29 protein-coding genes are annotated in these 25104 nt (G+C 45.3%); 20 read left to right on the top strand and 9 right to left on the bottom strand.

Features of this window, described 5'->3' with window-relative positions; genetic code table 11:
- The first annotated feature begins 92 nt into the window (after nt 1–92).
- Nucleotides 93–1178 carry a glycosyltransferase family 4 protein gene (locus K6T91_09270; GenBank protein ID MCL6472983.1) on the top strand — a complete coding sequence of 362 codons (1086 nt, stop codon included), beginning with the start codon at nt 93–95 and terminating at the stop codon, nt 1176–1178.
- 19 nt (nt 1179–1197) lie between these two features.
- On the opposite strand, the gene K6T91_09265 is transcribed toward K6T91_09270, so the two are convergent.
- From K6T91_09265 to lon, 6 genes are all read right to left on the bottom strand, one after another.
- Entirely contained in the window at nt 1198–2346 is a 1149-nt protein-coding gene (locus K6T91_09265) for a site-2 protease family protein (protein MCL6472982.1), read from the bottom strand.
- Between the two features lie 233 nt (nt 2347–2579).
- Nucleotides 2580–2975, bottom strand: a complete 396-nt coding sequence (locus K6T91_09260; GenBank protein MCL6472981.1) for a secondary thiamine-phosphate synthase enzyme YjbQ — start codon at nt 2973–2975, stop codon at nt 2580–2582.
- A gap of 258 nt (nt 2976–3233) precedes the next feature.
- The gene (locus K6T91_09255) at nt 3234–4220 is read right to left on the bottom strand and encodes a C40 family peptidase (protein ID MCL6472980.1); all 987 of its coding nucleotides are present in this window, start codon (nt 4218–4220) and stop codon (nt 3234–3236) included.
- A 251-nt stretch (nt 4221–4471) separates the two neighbouring features.
- A complete protein-coding gene (locus tag K6T91_09250; protein MCL6472979.1) occupies nt 4472–5545 on the bottom strand; it encodes a peptidoglycan-binding protein in 1074 nt (357 codons plus the stop codon).
- 150 nt (nt 5546–5695) lie between these two features.
- Entirely contained in the window at nt 5696–6061 is a 366-nt protein-coding gene (locus K6T91_09245) for a DUF5658 family protein (protein MCL6472978.1), read from the bottom strand.
- A 462-nt stretch (nt 6062–6523) separates the two neighbouring features.
- Nucleotides 6524–8899 (bottom strand): endopeptidase La, encoded by a 2376-nt coding sequence (lon, locus tag K6T91_09240; protein ID MCL6472977.1) that lies wholly within the window; start codon nt 8897–8899, stop codon nt 6524–6526.
- Nucleotides 8900–9202: 303 nt separating this feature from the next.
- On the opposite strand from lon, the gene K6T91_09235 reads away from it, so the two are divergent.
- The 18 genes from K6T91_09235 to K6T91_09150 all read left to right on the top strand — a co-directional run bounded on the left by K6T91_09235 (nt 9203) and on the right by K6T91_09150 (nt 22933).
- Complete coding sequence (locus K6T91_09235) at nt 9203–10333, top strand: tetratricopeptide repeat protein (GenBank protein ID MCL6472976.1); 1131 nt, start codon at nt 9203–9205, stop codon at nt 10331–10333.
- 19 nt (nt 10334–10352) lie between these two features.
- Nucleotides 10353–11276 carry a thioredoxin-disulfide reductase gene (trxB, locus tag K6T91_09230; protein MCL6472975.1) on the top strand — a complete coding sequence of 308 codons (924 nt, stop codon included), beginning with the start codon at nt 10353–10355 and terminating at the stop codon, nt 11274–11276.
- 16 nt (nt 11277–11292) lie between these two features.
- Nucleotides 11293–11622 carry a thioredoxin gene (gene trxA, locus K6T91_09225; protein MCL6472974.1) on the top strand — a complete coding sequence of 110 codons (330 nt, stop codon included), beginning with the start codon at nt 11293–11295 and terminating at the stop codon, nt 11620–11622.
- A 4-nt stretch (nt 11623–11626) separates the two neighbouring features.
- Nucleotides 11627–12076, top strand: coding sequence for a DUF3842 family protein (locus K6T91_09220; GenBank protein ID MCL6472973.1), 450 nt, complete (start codon nt 11627–11629; stop codon nt 12074–12076).
- Nucleotides 12069–12260 carry a CooT family nickel-binding protein gene (locus tag K6T91_09215; protein MCL6472972.1) on the top strand — a complete coding sequence of 64 codons (192 nt, stop codon included), beginning with the start codon at nt 12069–12071 and terminating at the stop codon, nt 12258–12260. Before K6T91_09220 ends, K6T91_09215 begins: the two co-directional genes overlap by 8 nt.
- Nucleotides 12261–12507: 247 nt before the next feature.
- On the top strand, nt 12508–12744 hold the full coding sequence (locus K6T91_09210; GenBank protein ID MCL6472971.1) for a hypothetical protein: 237 nt from the start codon (nt 12508–12510) through the stop codon (nt 12742–12744).
- 99 nt (nt 12745–12843) lie between these two features.
- On the top strand, nt 12844–14685 hold the full coding sequence (gene cbiQ / locus K6T91_09205; protein ID MCL6472970.1) for a cobalt ECF transporter T component CbiQ: 1842 nt from the start codon (nt 12844–12846) through the stop codon (nt 14683–14685).
- Between the two features lie 12 nt (nt 14686–14697).
- On the top strand, nt 14698–15423 hold the full coding sequence (locus tag K6T91_09200) for an ATP-binding cassette domain-containing protein (GenBank protein ID MCL6472969.1): 726 nt from the start codon (nt 14698–14700) through the stop codon (nt 15421–15423).
- A gap of 233 nt (nt 15424–15656) precedes the next feature.
- Nucleotides 15657–16325, top strand: coding sequence for a methyltransferase domain-containing protein (locus K6T91_09195; protein MCL6472968.1), 669 nt, complete (start codon nt 15657–15659; stop codon nt 16323–16325).
- 66 nt (nt 16326–16391) lie between these two features.
- Nucleotides 16392–17276 carry a DUF2520 domain-containing protein gene (locus K6T91_09190; protein MCL6472967.1) on the top strand — a complete coding sequence of 295 codons (885 nt, stop codon included), beginning with the start codon at nt 16392–16394 and terminating at the stop codon, nt 17274–17276.
- A 14-nt stretch (nt 17277–17290) separates the two neighbouring features.
- The gene (panB, locus tag K6T91_09185; GenBank protein ID MCL6472966.1) at nt 17291–18148 is read left to right on the top strand and encodes a 3-methyl-2-oxobutanoate hydroxymethyltransferase; all 858 of its coding nucleotides are present in this window, start codon (nt 17291–17293) and stop codon (nt 18146–18148) included.
- Nucleotides 18149–18261: 113 nt separating this feature from the next.
- Complete coding sequence (panC, locus tag K6T91_09180; protein MCL6472965.1) at nt 18262–19140, top strand: pantoate--beta-alanine ligase; 879 nt, start codon at nt 18262–18264, stop codon at nt 19138–19140.
- A 21-nt stretch (nt 19141–19161) separates the two neighbouring features.
- Nucleotides 19162–19551, top strand: coding sequence for an aspartate 1-decarboxylase (locus K6T91_09175; protein MCL6472964.1), 390 nt, complete (start codon nt 19162–19164; stop codon nt 19549–19551).
- A gap of 265 nt (nt 19552–19816) precedes the next feature.
- Nucleotides 19817–20167, top strand: coding sequence for a DUF5674 family protein (locus tag K6T91_09170; protein ID MCL6472963.1), 351 nt, complete (start codon nt 19817–19819; stop codon nt 20165–20167).
- Complete coding sequence (locus tag K6T91_09165) at nt 20160–20492, top strand: hypothetical protein (protein ID MCL6472962.1); 333 nt, start codon at nt 20160–20162, stop codon at nt 20490–20492. Before K6T91_09170 ends, K6T91_09165 begins: the two co-directional genes overlap by 8 nt.
- A 128-nt stretch (nt 20493–20620) precedes the next feature.
- Nucleotides 20621–21544 (top strand): ABC transporter ATP-binding protein, encoded by a 924-nt coding sequence (locus K6T91_09160; protein ID MCL6472961.1) that lies wholly within the window; start codon nt 20621–20623, stop codon nt 21542–21544.
- Nucleotides 21534–22292, top strand: a complete 759-nt coding sequence (locus K6T91_09155; protein MCL6472960.1) for an ABC transporter permease — start codon at nt 21534–21536, stop codon at nt 22290–22292. Before K6T91_09160 ends, K6T91_09155 begins: the two co-directional genes overlap by 11 nt.
- A complete protein-coding gene (locus K6T91_09150) occupies nt 22292–22933 on the top strand; it encodes a hypothetical protein (GenBank protein MCL6472959.1) in 642 nt (213 codons plus the stop codon). The genes K6T91_09155 and K6T91_09150 overlap by 1 nt, the downstream gene beginning before the upstream one ends.
- A 253-nt stretch (nt 22934–23186) precedes the next feature.
- Here K6T91_09150 and K6T91_09145 read toward each other — a convergent pair whose 3' ends face one another.
- Complete coding sequence (locus tag K6T91_09145) at nt 23187–23432, bottom strand: hypothetical protein (protein ID MCL6472958.1); 246 nt, start codon at nt 23430–23432, stop codon at nt 23187–23189.
- 219 nt (nt 23433–23651) lie between these two features.
- Complete coding sequence (locus tag K6T91_09140; protein MCL6472957.1) at nt 23652–23864, bottom strand: hypothetical protein; 213 nt, start codon at nt 23862–23864, stop codon at nt 23652–23654.
- 186 nt (nt 23865–24050) lie between these two features.
- Here K6T91_09140 and K6T91_09135 point away from each other — a divergent pair, with 186 nt between their 5' ends.
- Complete coding sequence (locus K6T91_09135; protein MCL6472956.1) at nt 24051–24506, top strand: transposase; 456 nt, start codon at nt 24051–24053, stop codon at nt 24504–24506.
- A gap of 411 nt (nt 24507–24917) precedes the next feature.
- Here K6T91_09135 and K6T91_09130 read toward each other — a convergent pair.
- On the bottom strand, nt 24918–25104 hold a 187-nt coding region (locus tag K6T91_09130), incomplete at its 5' end, for a hypothetical protein (GenBank protein MCL6472955.1).

Here is a 25104-nt window from a genome sequence, read left to right as displayed (position 1 = left end):
TAGTGAGATTAATTAGGGATAATTAGCATGCAAACCGCAAAAAGTTCATTCCGAACCGCTGAATAGAAACTATTGCGGGTATCTTATCCACTATGGAAGAGATCGAACAAAGAAAGTTGAAAATCGCTATAATATCGCCCCCTTGGTTCCCTGTACCGCCTACAGGTTATGGTGGTATCGAGCTCGTAGTGTCGCTATTAACCGAAGGTCTTTGCAGAAAAGGCCATGATGTTACTCTGTTCGCATCCGGCGATTCCATAACACAAGCGCGTCTTATTTCGATTTTTGACAAGGCGCCATTTAAGAAGATGGATGATAACATCCATCTTGAGAATATGCAGAGCTTGGCGGCGTATAGCCAAGCAGAGGATTTTGACATTATCCACGACCATGACGGCTATGGTAGCCGATTACTTGGCGCATTCACCAGTAGACTTCTTAAGAAGCCGGTTTTCGCCACACTTCACGGACCTGCGGAAAAGCAAAGCTTAAATTTTTTTCACGCAATCGCCTCCGACCTTCTCTACGTGGCAATAAGCGACTTTCAGCGAAAAACTTTCGGCAACCTAAATTTTGCCGCTACTATTCCAAATGCAGTAATGATCGATCGTTATCCCTTCTCGGAATCGACTGGGAACTATTTACTCTTTGTAGGACGCATGAATGAGGAAAAAGGAGCTCACATTGCCGCATCGGTTGCAAAGAGAACTGGCAAGCGCCTTATCATGATCGGAAAATGCAGCGAAAACCACGAGAAGCAGTATTTCAAAGATAAGGTCAAACCCTACCTAACGCGAAAGATTGAGTACCTGGGAGAGGTTGATCACGAAACCAAGCTTGAGCTTTACCAGGGTGCCGAGTGCACCCTGTTCCCTATCCAGTGGCCCGAACCTTTTGGGCTGGTGATGATCGAGTCTATGGCCTGTGGCACCCCGGTTATAGCAATTAGAAACGGCTCGGTACCTGAAGTCATAAGAGATGGCCAAACTGGATTTATTGTTGACGATAAATTTGGAATGATAGAGGCCCTCAAAAAAATTGACAAAATCGACCGGGCATGCTGCCGGGACTTGGTGATCAAGGAGTATAACGAGGAGTTATTTATCGACAGACATGAGCGCATATATCGATCGGCACTTTCTGCATTTGAAAACAATCTACAAAAGAAACGGGACTGAGGACTAAAAATCCCACCTATTAAGCGGCGGGCTTTTCCTTTTCTCTTTCCTTACTTCTTAACCGCCTCACAACAGTTTTTGTGACATCTGTCTTAGTGAGTATCCCTATCAACTGCCCGCCCCTTATAACAAGTAACCGGCCAATGTTTTTAGTCGAGTTTAACTTGGGCATAACTGCGGACACTTCCGTGTCCGGTGTAGTAACGATCTCGGTGGACAGGGGCTGCATAACGTCCCGAACACGCTTACGCTTCCAGCTTCTGCGTGGCAAGTTATTCAGACTATCTATGGTAATTATGCCCTCGACATGGTCGTTCTCTACAACCGGATATGCCACCCAGCGGTGTTGCATGAAATGGTCTTTAACCATCTCTTCTATGCTGATATTCGGATCGACCGTTTCTGGATTTTGCGTCATCGCCTGTCCCACCATGACTCCTTCAAGAGCTTCATCGAATATAACCTGCCGATATCCTGAATCGGCCGCACGTAGGAGGTACCATCCTATGAACACAAACCAGAGTAAGTTCAGGTTCCCGATAAATGGGCCAAGCACACCAACCAATATCATCGCGTAAGCTATGCCCTTACCCAGAGCGGTTGCGATGCCGGTTGCCCTCCGCAAATTGCCGGTAAGATACCAGACTGCCGAGCGGAATACCCTTCCGCCATCAAGCGGAAAACCTGGTAGCAGGTTAAATACACCAAGCAGCAAGTTAACATAGCCCAGCCAGAAAGCAGGCACGTTTATTAGCGGCCCTAAATCTAAATTGCGCCCCACAAAGAAAATGCCCAGGAAAATGACCCCCAGAAATATACTGCTTGCAGGTCCTGCAAATGCCATTTTGAATTCGACCCCTGGCGAGCGGGGCTCCTCGTTTAGCTCAGATACACCGCCGAATATCAGGAGCCTTATACCTTCGATATCCATGCCGTTTCGCTTAGCTACCAGCGAATGCATTGCCTCGTGAAAGAGGACCGAAGCGAAAAACAAAACGGATGCTATGACTCCCATGGCCAGATATGAGACAAGGCTGAGGCCAGGCGATAGCTGTGGAAATATTATGAATGTCAACCCCAGCGTGATCAGCGCAAATATAAAAAACCAACTATAGTCTAAACTTACATCAATACCGAAAATTCGGCCTATCTTAATACCGCCTTTCACGGCGTATGCCTCCAATCCTAGTAGGATACTTCTTGTTTACCCACCCTATTCGATATAAAACGCAGCTTAGCGCATACAAAACAACCTGGTGCCAAGGATAAAAGCGATGTTAAACAACATGCATAATACTACTAAAACAACGTTATTATCTCCAGCACTTATGACACCATCAAATAGCAGCAAACAACCAAAAAGTTGGGTTGAAACAGAGAAGTTGGAGTGAAGAGGAGCACCTACTTCCCTATAGTTTTGACAATAACCTTACGCTGCCGTGGACCATCGAGCTCTACCAAAAAAATATTTTGCCACGTACCCCTCTCGATTCTGCCCCCTGTAATCGGAAGCATTACGCTGCAGCCTAACAGAGCACTTGTCAGGTGTGACCATGCATTGTTGTCAATCCTATCATGCTCGTAAGCCCTATCTCTCGGGACGGCTTCCTTAACCATGCCCGTAAGATCGGATATCAATCCTGTCTCATGCTCGTTTATTAAAAGCGCAGCCGTCGCGTGGGGCACGTAAACAAGCGCAATCCCATCTTTTATCCCGCTCTTCTCAACCTCCGCAGCTACTTCCCTTGTTATATCTTTTAGCTGGACGCGCTCAGACGTCGGAACGGTAAAACTCATGCATCTCTCCTCCTACGCTTTTTAGAATGTATTCTAGGAGAGATACCCTTTTCCTGCATAAGTCTCTCTAAAGAGTCCAGGAGCAGGGTCCGGGTTCACCCTCTCCTCAGGTAATTGAGTCTAAGAAGAAACAGAAAATTGAAAATAGGTCGAATCGAAAAAGGTAAGAGCTAAATAACCCTCACCTTTCCTATCCTATCCTTCGATAATTCAATCTATTATCAATTTTTATATTTCCGATTCTCTGGCCCGTAGAGCCTACGGCCTGCAGGCTCCAACATAGCCACCGTGGCTTTCTATGCTTTGTACCTTAACGCTCTCACCCGTTCTCGGTGCGTGAACAAAGTTACCACCGCCAACATATATTCCAACGTGCGATATCACCCTACCGTGCGCAAAGAAAACCAGGTCTCCTGGTTGAAGCTCATCCCTGCTTATGCGGTCTCCAGAATTGTACTGGGCTCGACTTGAGTGCGGCAGCGAAATACCTACCTGCCTATAGACATAGCTTGTAAATCCAGAACAGTCAAAAGCGTTTGGCCCGCTGGCACCCCAGGCATAAGGCGTACCTAAAAGACCCAAGGCAATGCTTACCACTCCAGACCTGCCTCCACCCCTTGAAACTGTAATCTTAGCTCTAAGTTTCTTTCTAAGCTCAGCCTGTTCCTTTGCCTCTTGTTTTCTTAAAGCATCGAGTTGATCTTTAACTTTTGCTAGCAGTTCATTCTTAGCCTTAAGCTGAGCTTCAATTTCAGCTTTTTTTGCTTTTATCGCGGTGACAAGCTCTCTCTGTTTTCTCTCTTTTTCAAGAAGTTCCGCGCTTTGAGTCTCGATATCCTGCTTAACAGCCCTGACTTGGGCAATCACTTTTGCGTCGTGATTGGACTGCCTCTCCATTAACTCTATATAATATAGAAACTGATCGAGACTCTTTGCGTTGAGAATCGCGTCAACAAGAGATAAGCTGCCTTGACGGTATACGCTGGCAAATCTCTCGTTGATCATTTGCTGTCGTGCGGCCAATTCTTTTTCTGCAGCCGCGATCCTGGCTTTACGGGATTGGAGTTCTCTTTCTATCCTGCTTAAAGCGAGGTTTTGCTCGTTGTATTCCTCGACTATGACATCAAGTTGCTCATCGATTTTGTTGGCTTGCGCCTTGATTTGGTTAAACTCAGCCTGCTTATCGGCTGCCTGCTGACTGGTAGTAGGCTCGGCAAAAACCGCTGTTGTTGCACTGCTTGCCAAGACTGCTGCTATTAAAGATGCAACCGAAATTATTTTTATCTTATTGCGTAAAATATCGCATCTCCTCCTGTGAATTCTGCTACATATTTTCCTTAATTAAATACTACAGACTAAGCCATAAATAGCTACTAATAGGTTTCGGCTAGTTGGCTTTAAACTTTAGCGCCCATAAACAAAACCTTTGATTTAGAAGTGTATCATAACCAATCTAACAAGAGCAAATGCCTTAACTGGATGGTTGCTTTGGCTGGTTAACCGTCCTTCTGCTCTGTGGCAGAGGTAAAATTCTGGTAGAGTTTAAGATAGCTCTTTATGCCATCAAATACTGCAACTGCGATTTTCTGCCTAAACACGTCCTCGCTTAGCAGCGCTCTTTCGTTGGGATTTGTAATAAATAGAGGTTTTATGAGAACGGCCGGTGCATTAACGCCCGCCTTCAACATAAGATCTGAAGGTCTTATGCCAAGATTATGCGATCCTAACGAGCGTGCAAGCTCTTCATTTATCATCTCAGCCAGCGTCTGACTTTGCACACCAACGTTACCAGGACTATTGTTATAGATAACAATACTCCCGCGGGACTCACTGCTTGCCCCATAATTTAATCTAAGGCCAACGTAAATATCAACTTCCCCGTTGCCAACTATTAAATCAGCTCCTTCAATATACGTAACATTGGCCCCAAGCAGCTCCAGAAGATTGCCGAGCCGCAAGCCGAGGTCTCGACTAACCCAGACCTCCTCTTCTTCCACCAGACCCGCTTCTTCAACATCTTCCATCACGAGACCGACGGCGATTTTCCGGTTTCTGAAGACTGAGATAGCCGAAGGTTGATGCCGATGCGGATCGGGAAATATTGCGCTTGCCTTGTTTTCTAGAAGATGGCGCAGGTTTCGTATTGCGGTAAATGTTGATGGTCCAAAAATCCCGTCGCTAGGTAGGCCGTAGTTTCGCTGGAATTCCCTTACAGCCCGCTCGGTAGTCTCACCATAGATGCCGTCTACCTTGCCGGTATTAAAACCCAGTGTATTTAAAGATAGCTGTAGCTCGCGCACGTCATCGCCTCTAAAAAAGGGCGACCTCAAATAAAGAAACCGGTCTCCTAGCTTATATGTAGCTTCAACAAGAGACCTCCAAGTTTCCTCATCGACTATTCCGGTCACCGAAAGACCCCTACTTGCCTGAAACTGCTTTATCGATTCCTCTGTCAACTCCGTGAAGCAGCCATCGGCACCGTTGGGTCCAAGTTTATACCCAAGCGTCGATAGTTTTAGCTGTATATCAACGATTTCGTCTCCCCGGTCTCCTTTAGAAAAAACCCGCACTAACCACTTACTCCTAAGATAGAAGAAAAGATAACCATTTTAGAAACTGCTAGATATATACTATAAACGGTAAGACCGGATTTTTAAACTAACAGTATTTGCGCTTGCATTTTTACGCTATCTCAAGATAAATTGAAATTCGAGCACACCTTAAAAAAGTACAAATACCCCTATTACCTGATAAATAACCAATAGAGCAAAAAATAAGTTGGCACCTGTAACTATGAAGTTTATCCCCTTTGAGTACTTTCTTAGCTCCACTATGGCAAGAACAACCAAACCGACGATAGCTAGCTTAAAGATAAGTGCTAACCAGAAATTAACCGCCAGGAGATACTCCATGATCGGGTTAAGCTCTATAGCACCCTGATCAGTCAAGTACTTGGTAAGAAATATATCAGCGATATTAAGAAAGACTAAGAGTTTCAACGAGTTATCCATGAGCTTATCACGCTTAAGTTTCCCGGGATGGGTTCGCTCTAAACGTAGCGTAACCATCCAAGTTAAATCCCGCATAATGTCTGCTAGTGCGATGCAACAAGCCTGAGTGTGATCGTAAGAAGACAAAACCACCTGGTAAGTAGGAAGAAGTGTTGCGACTATAGAGCAGATGTTAGAGCGAGCAATTAAGCATTTGACAACAAACTGCAAAAAAGGCTATCAATCTTAAACGGCAAACGATTGATTGCGCTGATTGATTGCACCCTATTTAAAAACCGTATTGCTAAGCTATCAATTGATATGTTGTCCTGAGCCTTTATTTTGTAAGCTTACAAAATAAAGGCTCAGGAATTTATGGGTCTTGTTCAAATCCCCATTAGGGGGCTACTATGGAGTTCGTCTCCGGGCGAAACCTCCCAAACATGCTGACCCCAACCCATGACGTGGCAGTCACTTCCTGAGCCTTAAACTATTCATAAGTTAGGTCAATCATACAACAACAGCTGTTATTTTATCAATCAATTGTTATGATACGTATTACACTCTTGAAGCGTAAGCAGGCTCTTTTTTTCTGGACTTTTGCTTTCGAAGCGCAATGTCAAGAACCTCGTCCATGTGATGCACGAAGAAAAATTTGAGCTCTTGCTTGACCTCATCCGGAATCAGGGTGGTATCCTTTTCATTTTCTGCCGGCAGGATAATCTGCTTGATACCGGCCCGGTGAGCCGCTAGGGCCTTCTCTTTAACGCCTCCAATAGGAAGTACCCGACCCCTTAATGTGATCTCCCCTGTCATAGCAACATCCCGCCTTACCGGACGGTTAGTCAGGACTGAAGCAAGAGCCGTAGCCATTGTGATGCCAGCCGATGGGCCATCCTTAGGAATCCCGCCGCTCGGCACGTGGATATGAATGTCGTATTCGCTATAGAAGTCTTTGTCGATACTTAGCGCAGAAGAGCGCGACCGGATATAGCTTACCGCAGCCTGCGCTGACTCACGCATGACCTCGCCCAGATGTCCAGTTAGAAGAAGCTTTCCCTTGCCTGGCAGAAGTGCCGCCTCTACAGCTAAGACATCTCCACCAAATTCGGTCCAGGCAAGACCTGTTGAGACGCCTACCTCATCAGCATCGCTGGCAATACCATAGCTGAATTGGCGTGGCCCAAGATAATCTGGCACCGTCTTCTCAGTTATCCTAACACGTTTTGTCTCTCCCTCAACCACTTTGCGAGCTACCTGGCGAAGTATATCTGCAATCTTTCTCTCAAGTCCTCGAACGCCAGCTTCCCTTGTGTATTCGCGGATTATTTTACGAAGCGCCTTCTCCGCAAAGGTTACTTTTTTACTGTCTAATCCATGCTCTTTAATTTGCTTTGGGATTAGATATTTGGTCGCAATTTGCACTTTCTCCTCTTCGGTATAGCCAGAGTACCGAATAATCTCCATGCGGTCACGCAGCGCTGGCGGTATTGTCTCCAGCATATTTGCCGTCGTGATAAAGACGACGTCTGAGAGGTCAAAAGGAACCTCCAGGTAGTGATCAGAAAAGGCAAAGTTCTGCTCCGGATCAAGCACTTCGAGAAGTGCAGCCGTCGGGTCACCCCTGAAATCGGCACCTACCTTATCAATTTCATCAAGCATAAATACCGGATTTTTAGTCCCCGCCTGGTTTATTGCCTGGATGATTCGCCCGGGAAGCGCCCCAACATAGGTGCGCCGGTGTCCGCGAATCTCAGCTTCGTCGTGCACGCCGCCTAGCGAGATGCGCACGAATTTTCTACCTAGAGAGCGGGCAATTGATTTTCCTATTGATGTTTTACCAGTCCCCGGAGGGCCAACAAAACAAAGAATAGGGCCCTTCATCTTATTTGTAAGCTGATGGACAGCTAAGTATTCCAGCACTCTCTTTTTAACCTGATCAAGGCCATAGTGGTCCTCATCAAGGATTTTTTGTGCTTCTTTAAGATCCAACTTTGCTTTGCTCTTTTTCTGCCATGGTAGGCCGATTAGCCAATCCAGGTAAGTCCTGATGACCGAGGCCTCAGCAGCAGATGACGGCATCTTTGCAAGTCTATCTAACTCTTTAATTGCTTTCTCTTTTACCTCTTTAGGCATTTTTGCTGCCTCTATTTTAGTGCGGATTTCTTCTATCTCATCAGACTGCTCATCATGCATACCCAGTTCTTGCTGGATCGCCTTTAGTTGCTCTCTTAAGAAATATTCCTTTTGGGTTTTAGTAAGCTGGTCTTTTACGCGAGACTGAATTTTGCTTCCGATCTCAAGTATCTCAAGCTCGCGATTAAGGTATACACTTACCTTCTCCAGCCTGTCTTTTGCATTTATTGCCTCGATAATCTGCTGCTTCTCATCAATCTTTAGATTAAGGTGGAAAGCAATGAAGTCAGCAAGCCTTCCCGGCTCCTCAATATTTGCAGTTGCAAGAAGAACTTCCTGCGGAATAGGCTTGCCCAGGCTTGCCGCACGCTCAAACTGCAGGACGAGGTTACGCATAAGCGCCTCTACCTCAACATCCTTATCTTCCTGTTCCGGCAAAACCTTTATCCTTACCTTGAAGAAAGGCTCTGTCTGAGTAAATTCGATAATTTCGATGCGAGATAGCCCCTCAACAAGAGCTTTTGCAGTCCCGTCTGGTATTTTCAATTCTTGCATGATAACCGCGGCAGTGCCGATCTTATATAGATCTTTCACATCTGGGTCTTGCAGCTCAGCCTGCTTCTGAGTAACCAGCGCCACTATGTGGTCTTCTTTCATAGAGGCTTCAAGACCTGCTATTGATTTATCTCTGCCAACAAACAGCGGAACCACTAGATTTGGAAAGATAATTATATCCCTAAGCGGAATCAACGGTATTTCGTCTGGTATTATAAGTTCTTCTCTATCTGGCTCGTACATGTGATCTCCTTTTGTATTTTATAGATAGTCCTTGGATAGTCCTAACTCTATTTAGCCAGGTTTATCTGTGAAACTCAACCAGGCTAACTTTAACCTTTATCGGACAACCAGGCTCTTCTCTTAAAGATGAAGAAAAATTTAGTTTTACAGATAATACCCCCCTGGGGTATAATTTGTAAGCACAAATATACAATATTTGGGCTATTTAAGCCAGTATCTTGCACCCAAGCCTGTATCCTGGCGTTATGAGTTTTTACTAAATGACTATCAGTTACTAGCTGAAAAGTTTATAATACAGTTACTATGTCGAAGATAAATAAAAAGCGACCGATATATGTATTAGATACGAACGTTCTGCTCTATAATCCAAGAGCGGTTTACGCGTTCCCAAACGCCGATGTCGTTATACCCGATATCGTCCTTGGCGAGCTCGATAAGGTCAAAACATCAAGGGCGGACCGGGAGCTCCGTTACCGCAGCCGGGAGATATCAAGAATATTATTTGAACTCTCAGAAAATGGCAAGTTAACTGATGGGATTCAATTCGGCAAGAATTCCGTCTTACGGGTCATTAGTTTTGACCCAGCAAAAGGCGCGCCTGAGATGTTTACCAGCAAGAACTCTGACGACCGTATTCTCTCAATCGTCTACCAGATTAAAAAAGAGAGCAATGGCCGTGAGGTTACTATAGTCACAAACGACCTCAACATGCTCCTGAAAGCTCAAACACTGGATATTAAGGTAGAGCATCCAGGCGAGGAATTCGCATATAGCGGCATTAAGAGGGCTTTATTTAAGGTAAAGGCCAATAAAAAAACCATTTGGTCAACCGTCGCCGCAGTCGCCGCCATTGCGCTTGTAGTCTTCTTTATGCAAAATCCAAACTATTTCAGCGGAAAACCGTCAGGCATCCCGCCAGATGCGCCGCCGGAGCTTCAAAGGCAGTTCCAGGCATACCAAAACGACGTCAATACGCTGAATATGCAGAAAGATACCTATGAGGCCATCCTCAAGAAAAATCCAAAAGATATCGATGCACTGGTTGGGCTTGGCAACATCTATTTTGACCTGGCCGGCGTAAAGCAAGATCAGAAGATCTATCAAAAAGCGATAGATAATTATAAAAAAGCGTTAGATATCGACCCAAGTCGCCATAGCGTGCGGACTGATATGGCGGTAGCTTACTATAATTTGGGCGCAAGCGATATCGCAATAAGAGAACTTAATACTGTCATAGAAAAAGACCCGAATTTCTATCAGGCGTATTTTAACCTGGGAGTTATCTACCAGGAGAACAACGACCCGCAAAAAGCAAGAGATTACTTTGCAAAGGTCGTTGATACGGCACCTCCCGAAAGTAAGTTCTCACTTCAGGCTCAAGCGGCAATAAGACAGCTTGATGCCCAAATCAAAGGGCACTCCAAGAATCAGTAAGAAAGGCAGGTAAGGAAGATTGGCTAACGAGTATGATGTGATAATTATTGGAGGAGGACCAGCTGGGTTGACAGCGGGCATATATGTGGCTCGCTCGCTTTTAAAAGTAAAGCTCTTTGAAAAGGAGGGCATTGGCGGGCAGGCAACGCTTACCGACGAGATAGAAAACTTCCCTGGATTTCCGAACGGAATATCTGGCTTTGAGCTAACTGATAAGATGCGAGAGCAAGCTGAAAGATTTGGTGTTGAGATCGGTTATGCCGAGGTAACCTCGGTCGATTTCAGCAGACCAGTAAAGAAAGTCATAACAACCGACGGCGAGTACGAGGCCAAAGCGATAATTATCACAACAGGCGTACGCCCGACCAAACTTGATGTGCCTGGTGCGGCCGAGTTTACCGGTCGCGGAATATCTTATTGCGCAACCTGCGATGGCCCATTTTTTAGGGATAAAAACGTAATGGTGCTTGGCGGCGGTAACTCCGCTGTTGAAGAAGCAATCTATCTCACCCGCTTTGCCAGCAAGGTAACGATCGTCCATAGAAGAGACGAGTTAAGAGCGGACAAAATCCTGCAGGAGAGAGCGCGTAAGAACGAAAAAATAGATTTTATACTCGATTCAGTTATTGCAGGAGTATCTGGCGATGGCATGGTATCCGGCGCAACGATAAAAAATGTCAAGACCGGTGAGACAACAGAGGTTCCAGTAGATGGCATATTTGTCTTTATCGGCAACCTTCCCAATACCGAAATTTTTAAAGGTAAAATAGAACTTGATGAAAAAGGCTACATTGTTGCCGATAATAATCTTATGACATCGGTACCCGGTGTTTTTGCTGCCGGTGATGTCCGAAATAACCCGCTGAAACAAGTGGTAACCGCAGCCGGAGAAGGCGCTCTAGCCGCGGTATCCGCTGAAAAATATATCGAGAGTCAGCATTAGGAGGGAGTATAGGGCTATGGCAGGCAACGTTATCGAGGTTAACGAGGGTTCTTGGGATGCAGAAATTGTAAAATCGGATAAACCCGTCCTGGTTGATTTTTGGGCTGCCTGGTGCGGTCCGTGCAGAATAGTTGCCCCGGTTGTTGAGGAGCTGGCTGCTACGTACTCGGATAAGATGAAATTCGCTAAACTAAATGTCGATGATAACCAGCGTCTTGCAGGCCAATATCAGGTGATGAGCATCCCAACGTTCGCTGTATTTGTCGGCGGTGAGGTTAAAAAGAGATTTGTTGGCGCAATGCCAAAAGAGAGGTTTGTCGCTGAGCTATCAGAATGGCTTGGCTAATAGCATGAAGATTTTGGTTGTAGATGGTGCAGGTGGAAGTATCGGCCAGCAGATCATAGCGCGCCTGAGAGAGAGCCTGCCTGAGAAAATTGAGATAATTGCGCTGGGGACAAATGCAATAGCCGCAACCAATATGATGAAGGCTGGGGCAAATCTTGGTGCAAGCGGCGAGAACGCATTCAGGGTAACGGTTCCCGACGTTGATATAATCGTCGGGCCCGTTTCCATCATGATCCCGAACTCTTTTTTGGGAGAGCTGACCCCGGCAATGGCCGAGCATCTCTCCCTTGCAAAGGCAAGAAAGATACTGCTGCCGCTAGGTAAGCACATTGATCTTGTTGGAACAAGCGATTTGCCCCTTCCCCACCTTATGGATGAAACTATTAAGCTGGTAAAGGCGGCAATCAGAGATAAAAAATCAAGCCACGCAGTGGAGGTAAAAGAAAATGTGTGAAACCAACGTATTTATAGAAAAAGATGGCGAGCAAGAAGTCCTAATGAAGGATGTGATCTCGATCACACCTCAGGGAGATAAGCTTCTACTTGTCGACCTTTTCGGTGAGCAAAGGCAAATAAAGGCCGAATTTAAGGAATTAAAACTTCTCGAGCACATGGTAGTTCTCACACCCAAAGAGTAGCAGCCGAGGAATTATCGGTTATCGGTTTTGATTTTCAATTTCTGCCTTTGATAGCATAAAGTTTGTATGCTATAATATGGTGTTAAGCGAATATCTACTAATTATGACCACGAAGGTCTGGCGAAGCGAACTTCGCAAGCATTTCGTGGTTTTGTTGTTTTAAAAACGGCGAATTGGTGGGTCGGATAAGAGGTTCCAGTTTACCATGAATCTATTTGCCGATTTACCGTAACTGACGGAGGTTTTTATGTGCGAAGTGGGATTTAGCACAGCTGATTATAAGCTGGCGATTCACCAGTTAACAGAACAATCCAAGCTATTGAAAAATGGAATCGAACAGTGGTCAAAACTTGCTAAGACAGTGCACCAAGACCACCTATCGGAAAAGCTTACTAAAGCGGCAGAAAAAGCAGCTGAAGCCGTGACTTTGCTTGAGCAAGCTTTCGAAGAAGTACATAACCACGATCACATTCACATTTCTTGAGCTTGCAATGCCAGTAGCTCAGGGCTTTAGCCCATACATTACTTTCTAACCAGACACCGAAGTGTCTAAGAATGTAGTTTTTACGGTTCAGGAGTAACCATGCACATTCCAGACGGCTTCTTAGACACTAAAACATGGGTAACAGCAGCGGTAGCTTCATCGGTTACCATCGGTTATGGAATAAGAAAAGTAAACAAGGACACAGAAGAAAAAGACTTACCCCTCATGGGTGTCTTAGCCGCATTCGTATTTGCAGCCCAGATGGTAAACTTCCCCGTCGCAGGCGGCACTTCAGGGCACTTCATCGGTGGTGCGCTCACTGCAATCTTGCTCGGGCCATGGAAAGCAATGCTTATTATGACCTCCGTCTTAACAGTTCAGGCATTTTTATTTGGTGACGGCGGGGTTACAGCGCTTGGTGCAAATATTTTAAGTATGGGGATAACTGCTCCTTTAGCAGCATATGGGGTCTACCGACTCTTAAGACGGATAAACACTCCAGTTGCGGTATTTATTGCAGGATTCGCCTCAACCATTGCAACTGCGCTAGTTACAACAGTTGAACTTGCGGTATCAGGTACCGCACCTTTTCTAATCACCGCATCGCTTATGGTCGGATGGCATGTCTTGATCGGTGCAGGTGAAGGTCTGATTACCTTAGTAACTGTCGGGCAGTTATTCAGCATAAGACCATACCTTGCTAATAGCCGCCCCGAATTAGATTGGAGAGCAATTTTTGTACTAGCCGCAATTGCAGTATTTCTTGCTGTATTCTTGTCCCCCGTTGCGTCTTCCCTACCCGACGGCCTGGAAAGGGTCGCTCAGGATGTTGGATTCGGTCATAACGAAGTGCGTATTTTCAGGGCAGCTATCTCCAACTATAAGTTTCTTAATAGCAAATCGCTTGCTGGCTTAGTAGGGGTATTGACCAGCATCCTGGTTGGTATAAGTACCGCCCTGGCGCTCAGATACCGACGCAGCAGTAAGGACCTATCAGATGGAATCTCATTGCAGAAAAGTACGGATACAGCAGAACACCTGCACAGTGGAGGACTTCACGCCCATGAGCATGCTCATGGCAACGTTATTCACCGGCATATACATTACCACCCACCAGCTAATAAGCGCCAGTATAAAACTGATGGAGAAAAAAATGGGCACCAGCACTCGCACACCTATTCTTTTGAGATCTATTCCTATGCAGAATCGGTAATACACAGGCTTGATGCCAGAACCAAAACGGTGGTCTTTATTGCACTTATTCTTGCGATTGTTTTGACGCCAGCATCTGAGATACTACGATTTGGGCTCTTCCTGATGGTTATTGGATGCCTGTATGCCGTTTCAAAAATTCCGATATCCTTTGGCATTAAGCGCTCTTTAACAATCGTGCCATTTGTTGTGTTTGCGGGAATACTCCTTGTGTTTATGCCAAATAGACCGCACCCGGATGCCTACCATCTGGGATTTGCCCAGTACCCGATATCGCACGGAGGACTGTACCTGTTTTTCAACGCGCTTATCAAATCGTGGCTGTCAGCCCTGGTTGCCGTACTGCTCTACTCAACAACCCCGTTCCCGAAATTTATTAAGGGTTTGGAAATGCTAAGGGTCCCTCGCATCATAACCATGCTCCTTTCTTTTCTCTACCGTTTCATGTGGATACTTACCGATGAGGTAAAGCGAATGATTAGGGCAAGAGACGCTCGTACTTTAGGCAGAAGCAGCAGATTGCAGAATATGCGAATCATAGGGCAGATGATCGGGGGTCTTTTCATCCGCTCTTACGAACGCGCCGAGAGGATACACATTGCAATGTCTTCTAGAGGGTACACCGGTACGATAAATACGCTGGATACGCCCGCTTTAACCTTAAACGACGCGGCCTTTGCATTTATATCATCCGGTCTTCTTGCAATTATTCTAATCTGGAGGTTTTAATTTTTGAAAAAAATGGCAATCGAGGCAAAGAAATTAACCTATAAGTACCCAGACGGCACTGTTGCTCTAAACGGCATTGATCTTACAATCCATCACGGCGAGAGGGTTGCGCTTCTTGGGCCAAATGGCGCGGGAAAGTCGACTTTCCTTATGCATCTAAATGGCTCGCTGCTTGGTAATGGGGTGCTCAAGTTAGATGGAATCGAATCGAATAAAAAGAGCTTAAGTCAGATACGCTCGTTGGTGGGTCTTGTATTTCAAGACCCCGACGACCAGCTTTTTATGACAACTGTCTTTGACGATGTTTCCTTTGGCCCTATCAATCAGGGGTTGAGTCAGGCTGAGGTTATCAAAAGAGTAAGAGGCGCGTTAGAGATGGTCGATATGCTCTGGGCATCAAACAAATCCGCACACCATTTAAGCTTCGGTGAAAAGAAACGAATTGCTCTTGCAACCGTCCTTTCAATGAACCCCAAAATACTGGTTTTGGATGAGCCAACAAGCAACCTCGACCCCAGGGCACGCAGGCGGCTCGAGTCGCTCCTTGCGAATCTCAGGTACACAATGATTATTGCAACACATGACTTAGATTTTGCCTGGCGCTTATGCGAGCGCTCGGTAATACTATCTGGTGGCAGAATAGTAGCCGATGGCCCAACCTGTGAAATATTGTTAGATAAAGAGCTGCTTGAGTTGCATGGACTCGAGATACCGATGAGCGCGCTTATATCATCTTAATCTTATAACATCTTAATAATACTGCAAATCCTAGGGTCTTTTTATTTGGCACAGATTTTTATAACATCCAGGCTTGACTAAAGCAGCACTAAAGAACTTATGCCTCTGTATGCCTCTGGCTCACATCTCTCTGCACCATGCAATTTGATTGGCATAGTTTAAGAACGGGTAAATACTCCAACGCTTATGACAAGTTTCGCGTAAATCTTCATGTATTAGTGCAGAGGTGAAAAATGCCGATAGATAAAGAGCGAACTATCAACTGTTATAACGCAATGGCTCCGATTTACTCTTTCTTCAGAAAATTTACATACCACTCAGGTAATGTTTTTGCATCCTTTGTGCTGGACGCACTTGATCCCCAAGACGGCGATGTGGTTCTGGATGCTGGAACTGGCCCGGGTATTTACGCAATTACAATCGCCCAGAGGACAAACAATGCAAAAGTCTATGGTGTCGATCTCTCTCCCAAATTCTTAGATATCGCTAAAAAAAATGCCGATGAAGCCGGGCTCAATGGCCAGATCAGCTTCGTAGAGGGTGATCTTGAGAATCTTCCTTTTGACAATCACCATTTCAACAAGCTTGTCTGTGCGGGAGCCATCGAGGCCGTTCCGGATAGAAAAAAAGCCGCGGGTGAACTTTATCGGGTGCTAAAACCAGGTGGACGGGCGGTAGTCATCGAACCAGACAGTGGAAAAAATATCCGTGACCGGGCATTCTTATTCCTTTTATATTGCCTAGGTGTAATAAGCCCAAATATGCGCGGCTTCTCAGCAGAAGACATGCCCAAATACTATTTCAACCGGGATAGCTTTTCTGACCTTTTTACTCAGGCCGGTTTTAAAACCGTAAAAATCTCCGAGCAAGCAGGCAGCTTCTGTGCAGTTTGCTTAAAATAGCGGCTGGCCATTAAAATAGATAAAAAGCTGCACCTTAGGCGGCCAGAAAGCTATTTTAGGTGTTTCATGGAGAATAAAAAATTCAAGATAACAATTATTGGCGCCGGAAAAGTAGGAGTTGCTGTCGGCTATCTACTCTCAAAGAAGGGACACAAGGTAGTTACCGCAGTCGCAAGAACCGACACCTCGCTAAAGAAAGCTGCTCCGTTTTTAGCCGGCACAATCTTAACCAAAAATGCAGCCTATGCAACAGAAGACGTAGATATTATCTTGATTACTACCAAAGACGCACAAATCAAGCCGGTTTGCGACAGCCTAGTGCAAGAAGGCGCAATTCTGCCTCACCATACTGTAATTCACATGAGCGGTGCCGGATCGCTTGATCTTCTTGCAAAGGCTAAATCCGCCGGGGCAAGAATAGCAAGTATCCACCCAATCCAATCTTTCGCAAGCATCGAGCTTGCAATTGAAAAGATTCCTGGCTCTTATTTTGGCGTTACAGCCGAGGGTTTGGCAGAAGAAATTACAAAGTCGCTGGTTGATGATTTGGGTGGCAAGGCTGTAGCGGTTATGGATATGAATAAAACACTTTACCATACGGCAGCTAGCATTGCATCAAATTACCTGGTTACGCTATTTAATCTTGCCCAGAGATTGTTCGAGATGTCTGGCATACGCGAAAGGGACGCTCTTAAAGCTATGCTTCCCCTTATCAAGGGAACGATCTCTAATATTGAGGAGGTCGGTACAGTAGATGCGCTAACCGGCCCAATTGCCCGCGGCGATACCAAAACAGTAAAACAGCACTTAGAGGCGCTAAAAAACCTGGATAGTGATATTATAGATATATACAAATCTTTGGGGCGGCTGACAGTTGATATTGCCCTGAAGAAGGGCACTATATCAGAGGAAGAAGCAACCAGGATCATCGAGATGTTAGATAATCAATAATTGGGAGGTAGCGTGTGAATAAAGTTACCGTTCAAACGTTAAAGGAGATGAAGGCAAACCGGCAAAAAATAACTATGCTGACTGCTTATGATTATACATTTGCCAGGATACTTGATGATGCAGGAATCGATATCCTTCTTGTTGGCGATTCCCTAGGCAACGTCATCCTGGGCTACGAGAATACCCTGCCGGTCACGGTCGAGGATATCATGCACCATACCAGGGCAGTAGTCCGCGGGGCAAAGCACGCGATGGTAGTAGCTGATATGCCGTTTATGTCTTATCAAGTCTCAGATGAAAAGGCCATAGAAAACGCCGGCAGCATAATGAAACTGACCGGAGCGCACGGCGTAAAAATCGAAGGAGGCATGCACGTCGCCCCCCTGGTCAAGAAAATGACCGGTATAGGCATCCCGGTTATGGGCCACCTCGGCCTAACCCCACAATCAGTTCACCAGTTTGGCGGATACGGCCTGCAGGCAAAAGAGATCGGCGAAGCAAAAAAACTGCTTGAAGATGCTATTGCCCTTGAAGAGGCCGGCGCATTTGCCATCGTCCTTGAGAAAATTCCAGTGGAGCTGGCTGAGATGGTAACTGCAAGCCTAACTATCCCAACCATCGGCATTGGTGCCGGGCCAGCTTGTGATGGACAAGTACTAGTTACACAAGACATGCTCGGCATGTTTGATAAATTTGTCCCTAAGTTTGTAAAGCAATATTCAAATCTTAAAACCATCATTAACGAGGCGGTAAAAAGCTACATAAATGACGTGAAAACAGACGTCTTCCCTGCCAACGAGCACTCCTACCAGATGGATAAAGAAGCCCTGCGGCAACTCATGGATGAAATCGGTCGGGATCTGGAGGAGTAAGATAATATGCCGATGTCTTGAAATGATAAAGTGCCAATGTTAGAAGAATATAAATCTTTGGTGCCTTAGAACATTAGCACATCATGACATGACCCGGAGGATTTAAAAAATCAATGTTGGAAATAAACACTATCAGTAAGTTGCGCAAAATTCTGGAGGACAAACGTTCAAGGGGCATGGCAATTGGGTTCGTCCCCACGATGGGCTATTTCCATGAGGGACACTTAACCCTCATGCGAGAGGCCAAAAAGTTAGCCGACATCGTTGTAGTAAGCATCTTCATAAACCCAACCCAGTTCAGCCCAGGCGAGGACCTAGACGAATACCCAAGGGACCTTGAAAGAGACAGGCTGCTGGCTAAGGGCGCCGGCGTGGATATATTGTTTGTGCCAACGGTTGCTGAGATGTACCCCGATGGGTACGCGACTTATGTCGAGGTAGCCGGCGGCATCACAGACGTATTATGCGGTAGAAGCCGGCCTGGGCATTTTAGAGGAGTCGCGACAGTTGTCGCCAAGTTGTTTAACATCGTCTCCCCCGATGTTGCGCTCTTTGGTGAGAAGGATTGGCAGCAGCTTGCTGTCATCAAGAGGATGGTCCACGACCTTAATATGGATGTCGAGATCGTTGGCATCCCGACAGTTCGCGATGAGGATGGCCTGGCGATGTCCTCTAGAAATGTGTACCTTGCGCCCAGGGAGCGGGATGCCGCGCTCATCCTATCGAAAGCGCTGAAGCTTGCACATGATATAGTAAATGGCGGCGAGAGAGACCCCGCAAGACTCGCTAAGGCTTTGCGGGATCTAATCAATGCGGAGAGACAGGTTAAGCTCGAGTACCTGGAAATATGCGATCCTGAGAACCTGGCTCCAGTGGATGAAATAAGGGAACCTACCCTCGTAGCAATTGCTGCAAAGGTCGGTAAAGCTCGTTTGATCGATAACACTATCATCCATCCGGGCGAACTTGAAAAATCTGGTGAATTGTTTTAAATTGTGAACGGGTGAATGTTTATGCAGCGGTTTATGCTTAAGAGCAAGATCCACAGGGCAATAATTACCGAGGCGAACGTGGACTATATCGGAAGTATCACGATTGACGCCGAGCTCATGGAGCTTGCCGATATACTGGAAAACGAAAAAGTGCAGGTCGTAAACGTCGATAGCGGCGTTCGCCTGGAGACTTACGCCATCTACGGTAAGCGCGGCTCTGGCGTCATCTGCCTGAACGGTGCCGCAGCAAAACTGATGAATCCGGGTGAGAAAGTAATTATCCTCTCCTACGCTGTAGCAGACCAAGAAGAGCTTGCCGGCTGGCAGCCCAAAGTTATCTTCGTCGATGAGAAGAACCGACCCTTCCCCACCGAAACAACTTCGAACTTTGAACTTCGAACGACGAGCTAGGGATTGTCGATTTATGATTTTTGATTATCGTGTGATTAATTGATTAATTAGTGCTGCAGTTAACGGTACTGCAGTGCTGCAGAGGGCAGCACAATGCCCACATTCTAGACCTACATATCAGACATCGGCACCTCCAGACCTATAAAGAATGCTATCTGTCAAGCGCTAAGAGCATTGAACTGCAAAATCCCTGTATTAACTATCTCCTTATAAGTTATATGCTAAAATAAGAACTTAGCAAAATATTTGTTCTTCGAGGTGTCGGTTGGACGTAAGAATCATAAAAGAGCCTATAGCATTAAAAGAGTTAGTGGAGATTGCTAGAAATCAGTTCGGTGATTTAGTAAAAGCGGTTGTTGATATAGATAAGGAAATTATGGCTATTGGCGGTGAACTTCACGCAGATGAAGAAGCTGTTCTTTTAGAACAGGGCTCCGAACAAAGTAATTTATGGGGAGTTAACTTATATCCTGAGGTAGATAAGGAAGAATTGATTGAGTTTGATTCCTTTATTAATATAAGGCCATCACAAAACAATCGCTCAAGAGATGTTGAGGACCCCAGAATAAGAGAAAGAATTATTGGTATAGTAAATAGGCTGGTTATATATGAGTAACCCTATTCATGTTGATTCAGCGAAAGGAAGATGGCAAACTCTTTCGCTGGCTGAGCAGATGGGCAATATTGGCAGTGAGGTAAACCGTGCCCTTAAGTTTCAGGAGACAAACCAACAGCGATTTGAAAACGCAATAAACAGGGCATTGGATCTTATCGATTTAACAATAGAAGATCCGCGTTGGAGGAACCGATTAAAAGAAATAATACGAGTAAGAGAAGTATTTTGTAGTACTGTATTTAGCGATGGTGAATATAACACATCGCTTGATGATTTAAATAAATATTTCTATTCTTTTGCTTTAGCTGCTCGAAAACGTAATTAGAAACCCTCCCCCTTTAGCCCCACCCACTTTTTGCCGTTTTATATATAGAAGCAGCAGAAGAAATCTGCGGCAGGATAGTAAAGTCAGTAATTATTCCATTTACCAGACAATATAGATGGGTTGAAGCTATGGATAAGGCACTTGAGCTAGAGAATTTGTCAAAGACTTATAAGATTGGATGGCGCATGCTCAAGCGCAGGGCAGTTGTTGATGTAAGCTTAAGCGTGCCGTCTGGCAAGGTATTTGGCCTGCTTGGGCCAAATGGGGCTGGAAAAACCACAACAATTAAGATGGCTCTTGGTTTTTTAAGGCCCGATTCTGGCCAGGTGCGTATCTTCGGTGAGCCGATGAGCGCAAAGGCACGCGAGCGAATCGGGTTTTTGCCTGAGCAGCCCTACTTCTACCCTCACCTGAGTGCTGAAGCCGCGCTTCATTTTTATGCAAAGCTTTTTGGAATTAGAAAAACTGAGCGAGCTGAGCGGGTCGGTAGCCTTTTAGAGACGGTTGGACTTGCCGATGCGGCAAAGCTACCCCTCTCCAAATTCTCAAAAGGTATGCTTCAAAGATTTGGCATCGCCCAGGCACTTATCAATAATCCCGACCTTCTAATTGTCGATGAGCCGGCATCTGGCCTTGACCCGATCGGACAGGTCGAGATGAGGCGGCTTCTTCTAGCGTTAAACGCCGAGGGAAAATCGATTCTTCTTAGCTCTCATTATCTCTCAGAGGTAGAAAACATCTGCCACGAGGTTGCGATTATGAATAAGGGTACAGTTATCGCCCGCGGCAAAATCGAGGACCTGCTCAATGAGGAAAATATGTATACAGTAACCGCTTATACATTGCCTAAAACCTGGCGGACGGCAAAATCAGTTATCAGAGCCGGGGGGCGCAAGGGTGCACAGAGTTTTATGGTTAAAGAAGACGAACTCGATGGGTTGATCGATAGTATTCGCCTGGCAGGCGGTCACATCAAGGATGTGCGAAGAGTAACTAAAACCCTTGAGCAACTTTTTGTCGAGCTTATCGGGGGTATCCCAAATGAAGATTAGTGCGATTGCCATAAATGTAATAAGAGAGGCCGTAAGACAAAAGATAATCTATGTAACGGTTCTATTTGCGTTTCTTTTGTTTGCAATTGAGCCGATGATCCCCACTTTTAGAGTCGGGCTTCGCATGCAGCTCTTCTCCGATATTGCCCTTGGTATTGCCTATCTTGCAATCGCCATCATCGCAATTGCGGTATCGGTAAACCAGGTGCCCGGCGAGATCGATAGGCGCACGATTTATAACGTCTTCTCCAAGCCGGTAAGAAGAGCCGATTTCTTAGTAGGTAAATATTTAGGTATACTCGCCGTTATTGTAGCTTGCGCAATTCTTATGGGCACTGCGATAGCCGGATTTGTATATATCTACTTTGGGAAGCTCTCCTTGGGGATTTTCCAGGGTGTAGTCATGATGGGGCTTGAAGCGGCGATTCTATCGGCGTTTGCGCTTTTGATGTCGACCTTTGTCTCGCCTGTCGTCAACGTCTTTGCATGCATCCTATTTTATTTTGTGGGTCACGTAAAAAACGATGCCTTAGCGGGTGCTATGGAAAGCAGTGGTGCGGCAAAGACTATCGCGCTTGCGCTCAAGTATCTGCTGCCCTCGCTTGAGAACTTCAACGTAAGCGAGCCAGCCGCCCGAGGAATCACTATAAAGACAAGTTTTATGGTTGAGTCGCTTCTTTACTCTGCCATCTTCTCGGCAGTCTTTCTCGCTGTAGCCTCTCTAGCCCTTAGCAGAAAGGAGCTCTAGTGAGAGCAACCATCTTAACACCCAATTATGGTGTAAAGAAAATCACAGTTGCTATTACCATCGCTCTTCTTTTATTTGTTTCAATATTTCTTCAAGTAGGAATCGATGCTGAGCGAGGCAAGATGGAACTAGAGATGACACACGTTAAGTCCACCGCATCAACTACGCTAAAGCTTCTCGGCGGGTTAAGGTCAGTCGCTGCGGCCTATATCTGGCTCAAAGTCGACCGCCTACATGATAACTATTATGGAGCGCTTAACGAAAAAGAAGATGAGCTAATTCCTCTATATCGATTAACCACCTGGCTCGACCCACATATAGTTGATGCCTACTACGTGGGAAGCTATCTGCTTTACAAAGTTAAAAGGCCGGATGAGGGATGGGAGTTTGCTCTAGAGGGACTTAATGCTAACCCAGACTCGGCCGAGATGGAGTTAAACGTAGGCCAGCTTGCCCTTTTCTATAAAAATGATTACAGGCTTGCCATAAGCCATCTTGAGCGGGCATACTTGCTTTCTGAGAGTGATGCCGATAAGTTTGTAGCCCTTAAAGGACTTGAGGTCGCATACAAAAAAGCTGGGATGCTTGAGAAAGCGGAGACGGCAAGGCAAGAAGCATCGAAGCTTAAAGGCAGTATCTAAAGCATTGGCCGAGAGTAGCCACTGGGTATTGGGGGCGTTCCTGATATCGACCTCGTTAGCGAAGACCCTTCTGACCGTATCTCTTCATCCTCAGGTCTTCTTTGGCCCTCGGCTCATGCAGGGGTTGTATCAACACTTAAACTGCACACTTTCAGCTGGAGCCAAAAGTAAATGCTCGGCCATACCGGTTAGGCGGTTTATAACGGTTTATAAATGGGTGGGGGCAACTTATCCTTAGCTCTATGTCTAAGAATCAACTAATCTTTAAAACATCTTTAATATGATCGATATCCTTACGATTTCTCTCAACTTCCATCTCAAGCCTTTTTACATACTCAAATGTAAAAACTCGTTCTTGGTCGAGCCGCTTTAGAATCGTAGTCATTTCGTCCATACGTGTGAGAAGCTCGTTGTGTGACTGTCTAAATTCATCCCTTGTTACGAAGCTTTCCAAATCATGCTTTGTTGCCACATATTTTAGGATATAGGATATCTTCATTCATGGGTCTCTCCTATAGCTACTGCTAAAAATAATATACCCTTCTCAACGACATCATAATAGATAACGACTTAATAATAACTAAGTTAGCGGTTAAGCATGAGGTTGTCAACTAGTTGTGCTTAAGCACATTAGCGTTAATCAATAGCAGAGCTAACTAAAGATGGCCGGGGCACATAGCCCTGGCCAAAATCGAATACTAAGCAAATCTAGAATTGATTAGTCCTTCAAAGGCACGCTGCTCGCATCTTTGTTGATAGTCCCAACAAGAATCAGAATGCCCTCTATAAATCCCCAAAGCGAACCTATACCAAGCATTATGAGGTGACAGGCACCGGACAATCTAGCTACCTGCTGTTTTAGAGTAGTGTTACCAAAAAAGTGTGCGATTGTGAAATTGCTTGGAGTACCAAATCCTCCTAACTTCCGCAACAAGACACCCCCGCCCTGTCTTCAGTTTGCTTTATCCCGGCTAAAGGATAGTGTTTGCTTTAGTTTCTCAAAGGGTGTGAAAGTCAGGGCAAAAACTTAAGAAAAATTTTTAAAAATATCCCTAAAGGGGATTGTGCACATCATACGATTAATTTATTGTAATATCTCATGGAGAGCATGCGGCTGTTGACAAAGCAAGATGGAGATCGAGATAATGTAAATACATTACCGCTCATATACCATGTAGTTATTACGGCTTATCACAAGGAAGCTCTTTTTAGTAAAGCAAACAACTGCAATAACCTAGCCTATCTGATTTTTGAAACAACCGCTCTTCATGAGTATGAGCTTTTTGCATTCTGCATAATGCCGGATCACGCACATATCCTTTGCCAGCCGGGAAACGTTATGGTAGCTCATTTTGTTAACTTGTTAAGATTTAGATTTGAGTATGTCCTTGCTAAGGGTGGGAGGAAAGGTCCTGTATGGCAACCTGATTACAGGGAGCAAACTCTTCCTATGGATCAGATAGTAAGCACTGCAGCTTTTATTCTTGAAAATCCAGTGCGCAACGGTTTAGTAGATAACTTTATTGACTACCCGTATTCGTTTCTTCTTGGCGGGAAAAAATACGAGCCTTAATATGTGGTGACATCTATGAAAAAGTGTGTTCTGCCAAACCCGGCAAAAATAGACCTTGGACTGCACCCCCTGAGGCCGGACTGTTAGATAAGGCGCAATTCAGCATTAGTTGATTCTCAAATTCTACCGGTGGCATAGTTAAGGTTAAGGGGGCCAAGTCTTGAACCTTGCCTGATCCTTGATACAATGAGGTACAATGAAGTAGCTGGCATATTTGCGCTTATGTGCTAATTGAAAAAACAGAAGAAGTGCTTTTTAAACTGGCCTACCCTGGATGAAATTGACGAAAATATCTTATCCGTCTCTGACTTAAGAGATAAAAAATAATTGATAAAAGCTTACAAAGCTTTAGAGATGCCAAAACCCAAGACTTGACCCTCTTTCCTCAAGTCTTGACTCCTTTAACGGCGCTTATTTATCCACTTCGTCTCCGTGGATTTTTCTTCTTAGGTAGAACAGAGCATGTGGGTAAATAAGCGCGTATACGATTGCGAATAATATCAAAGGTATAAGAACTAGGGCTGGCCCCTGGCTGTTTTTAAGATGAACATTCTCGTAGTGGAAGTGATGGCTCTTTGTCAAGAATATGTGCCATTGC

This window comes from Bacillota bacterium, from assembly GCA_023511485.1.
Lineage (GTDB): Bacteria > Actinomycetota > Aquicultoria > Aquicultorales > Aquicultoraceae > CADDYS01.
Note: the sequence above shows the minus strand (reverse complement) of the source record. Positions and strands in the feature narration are given on the sequence as shown.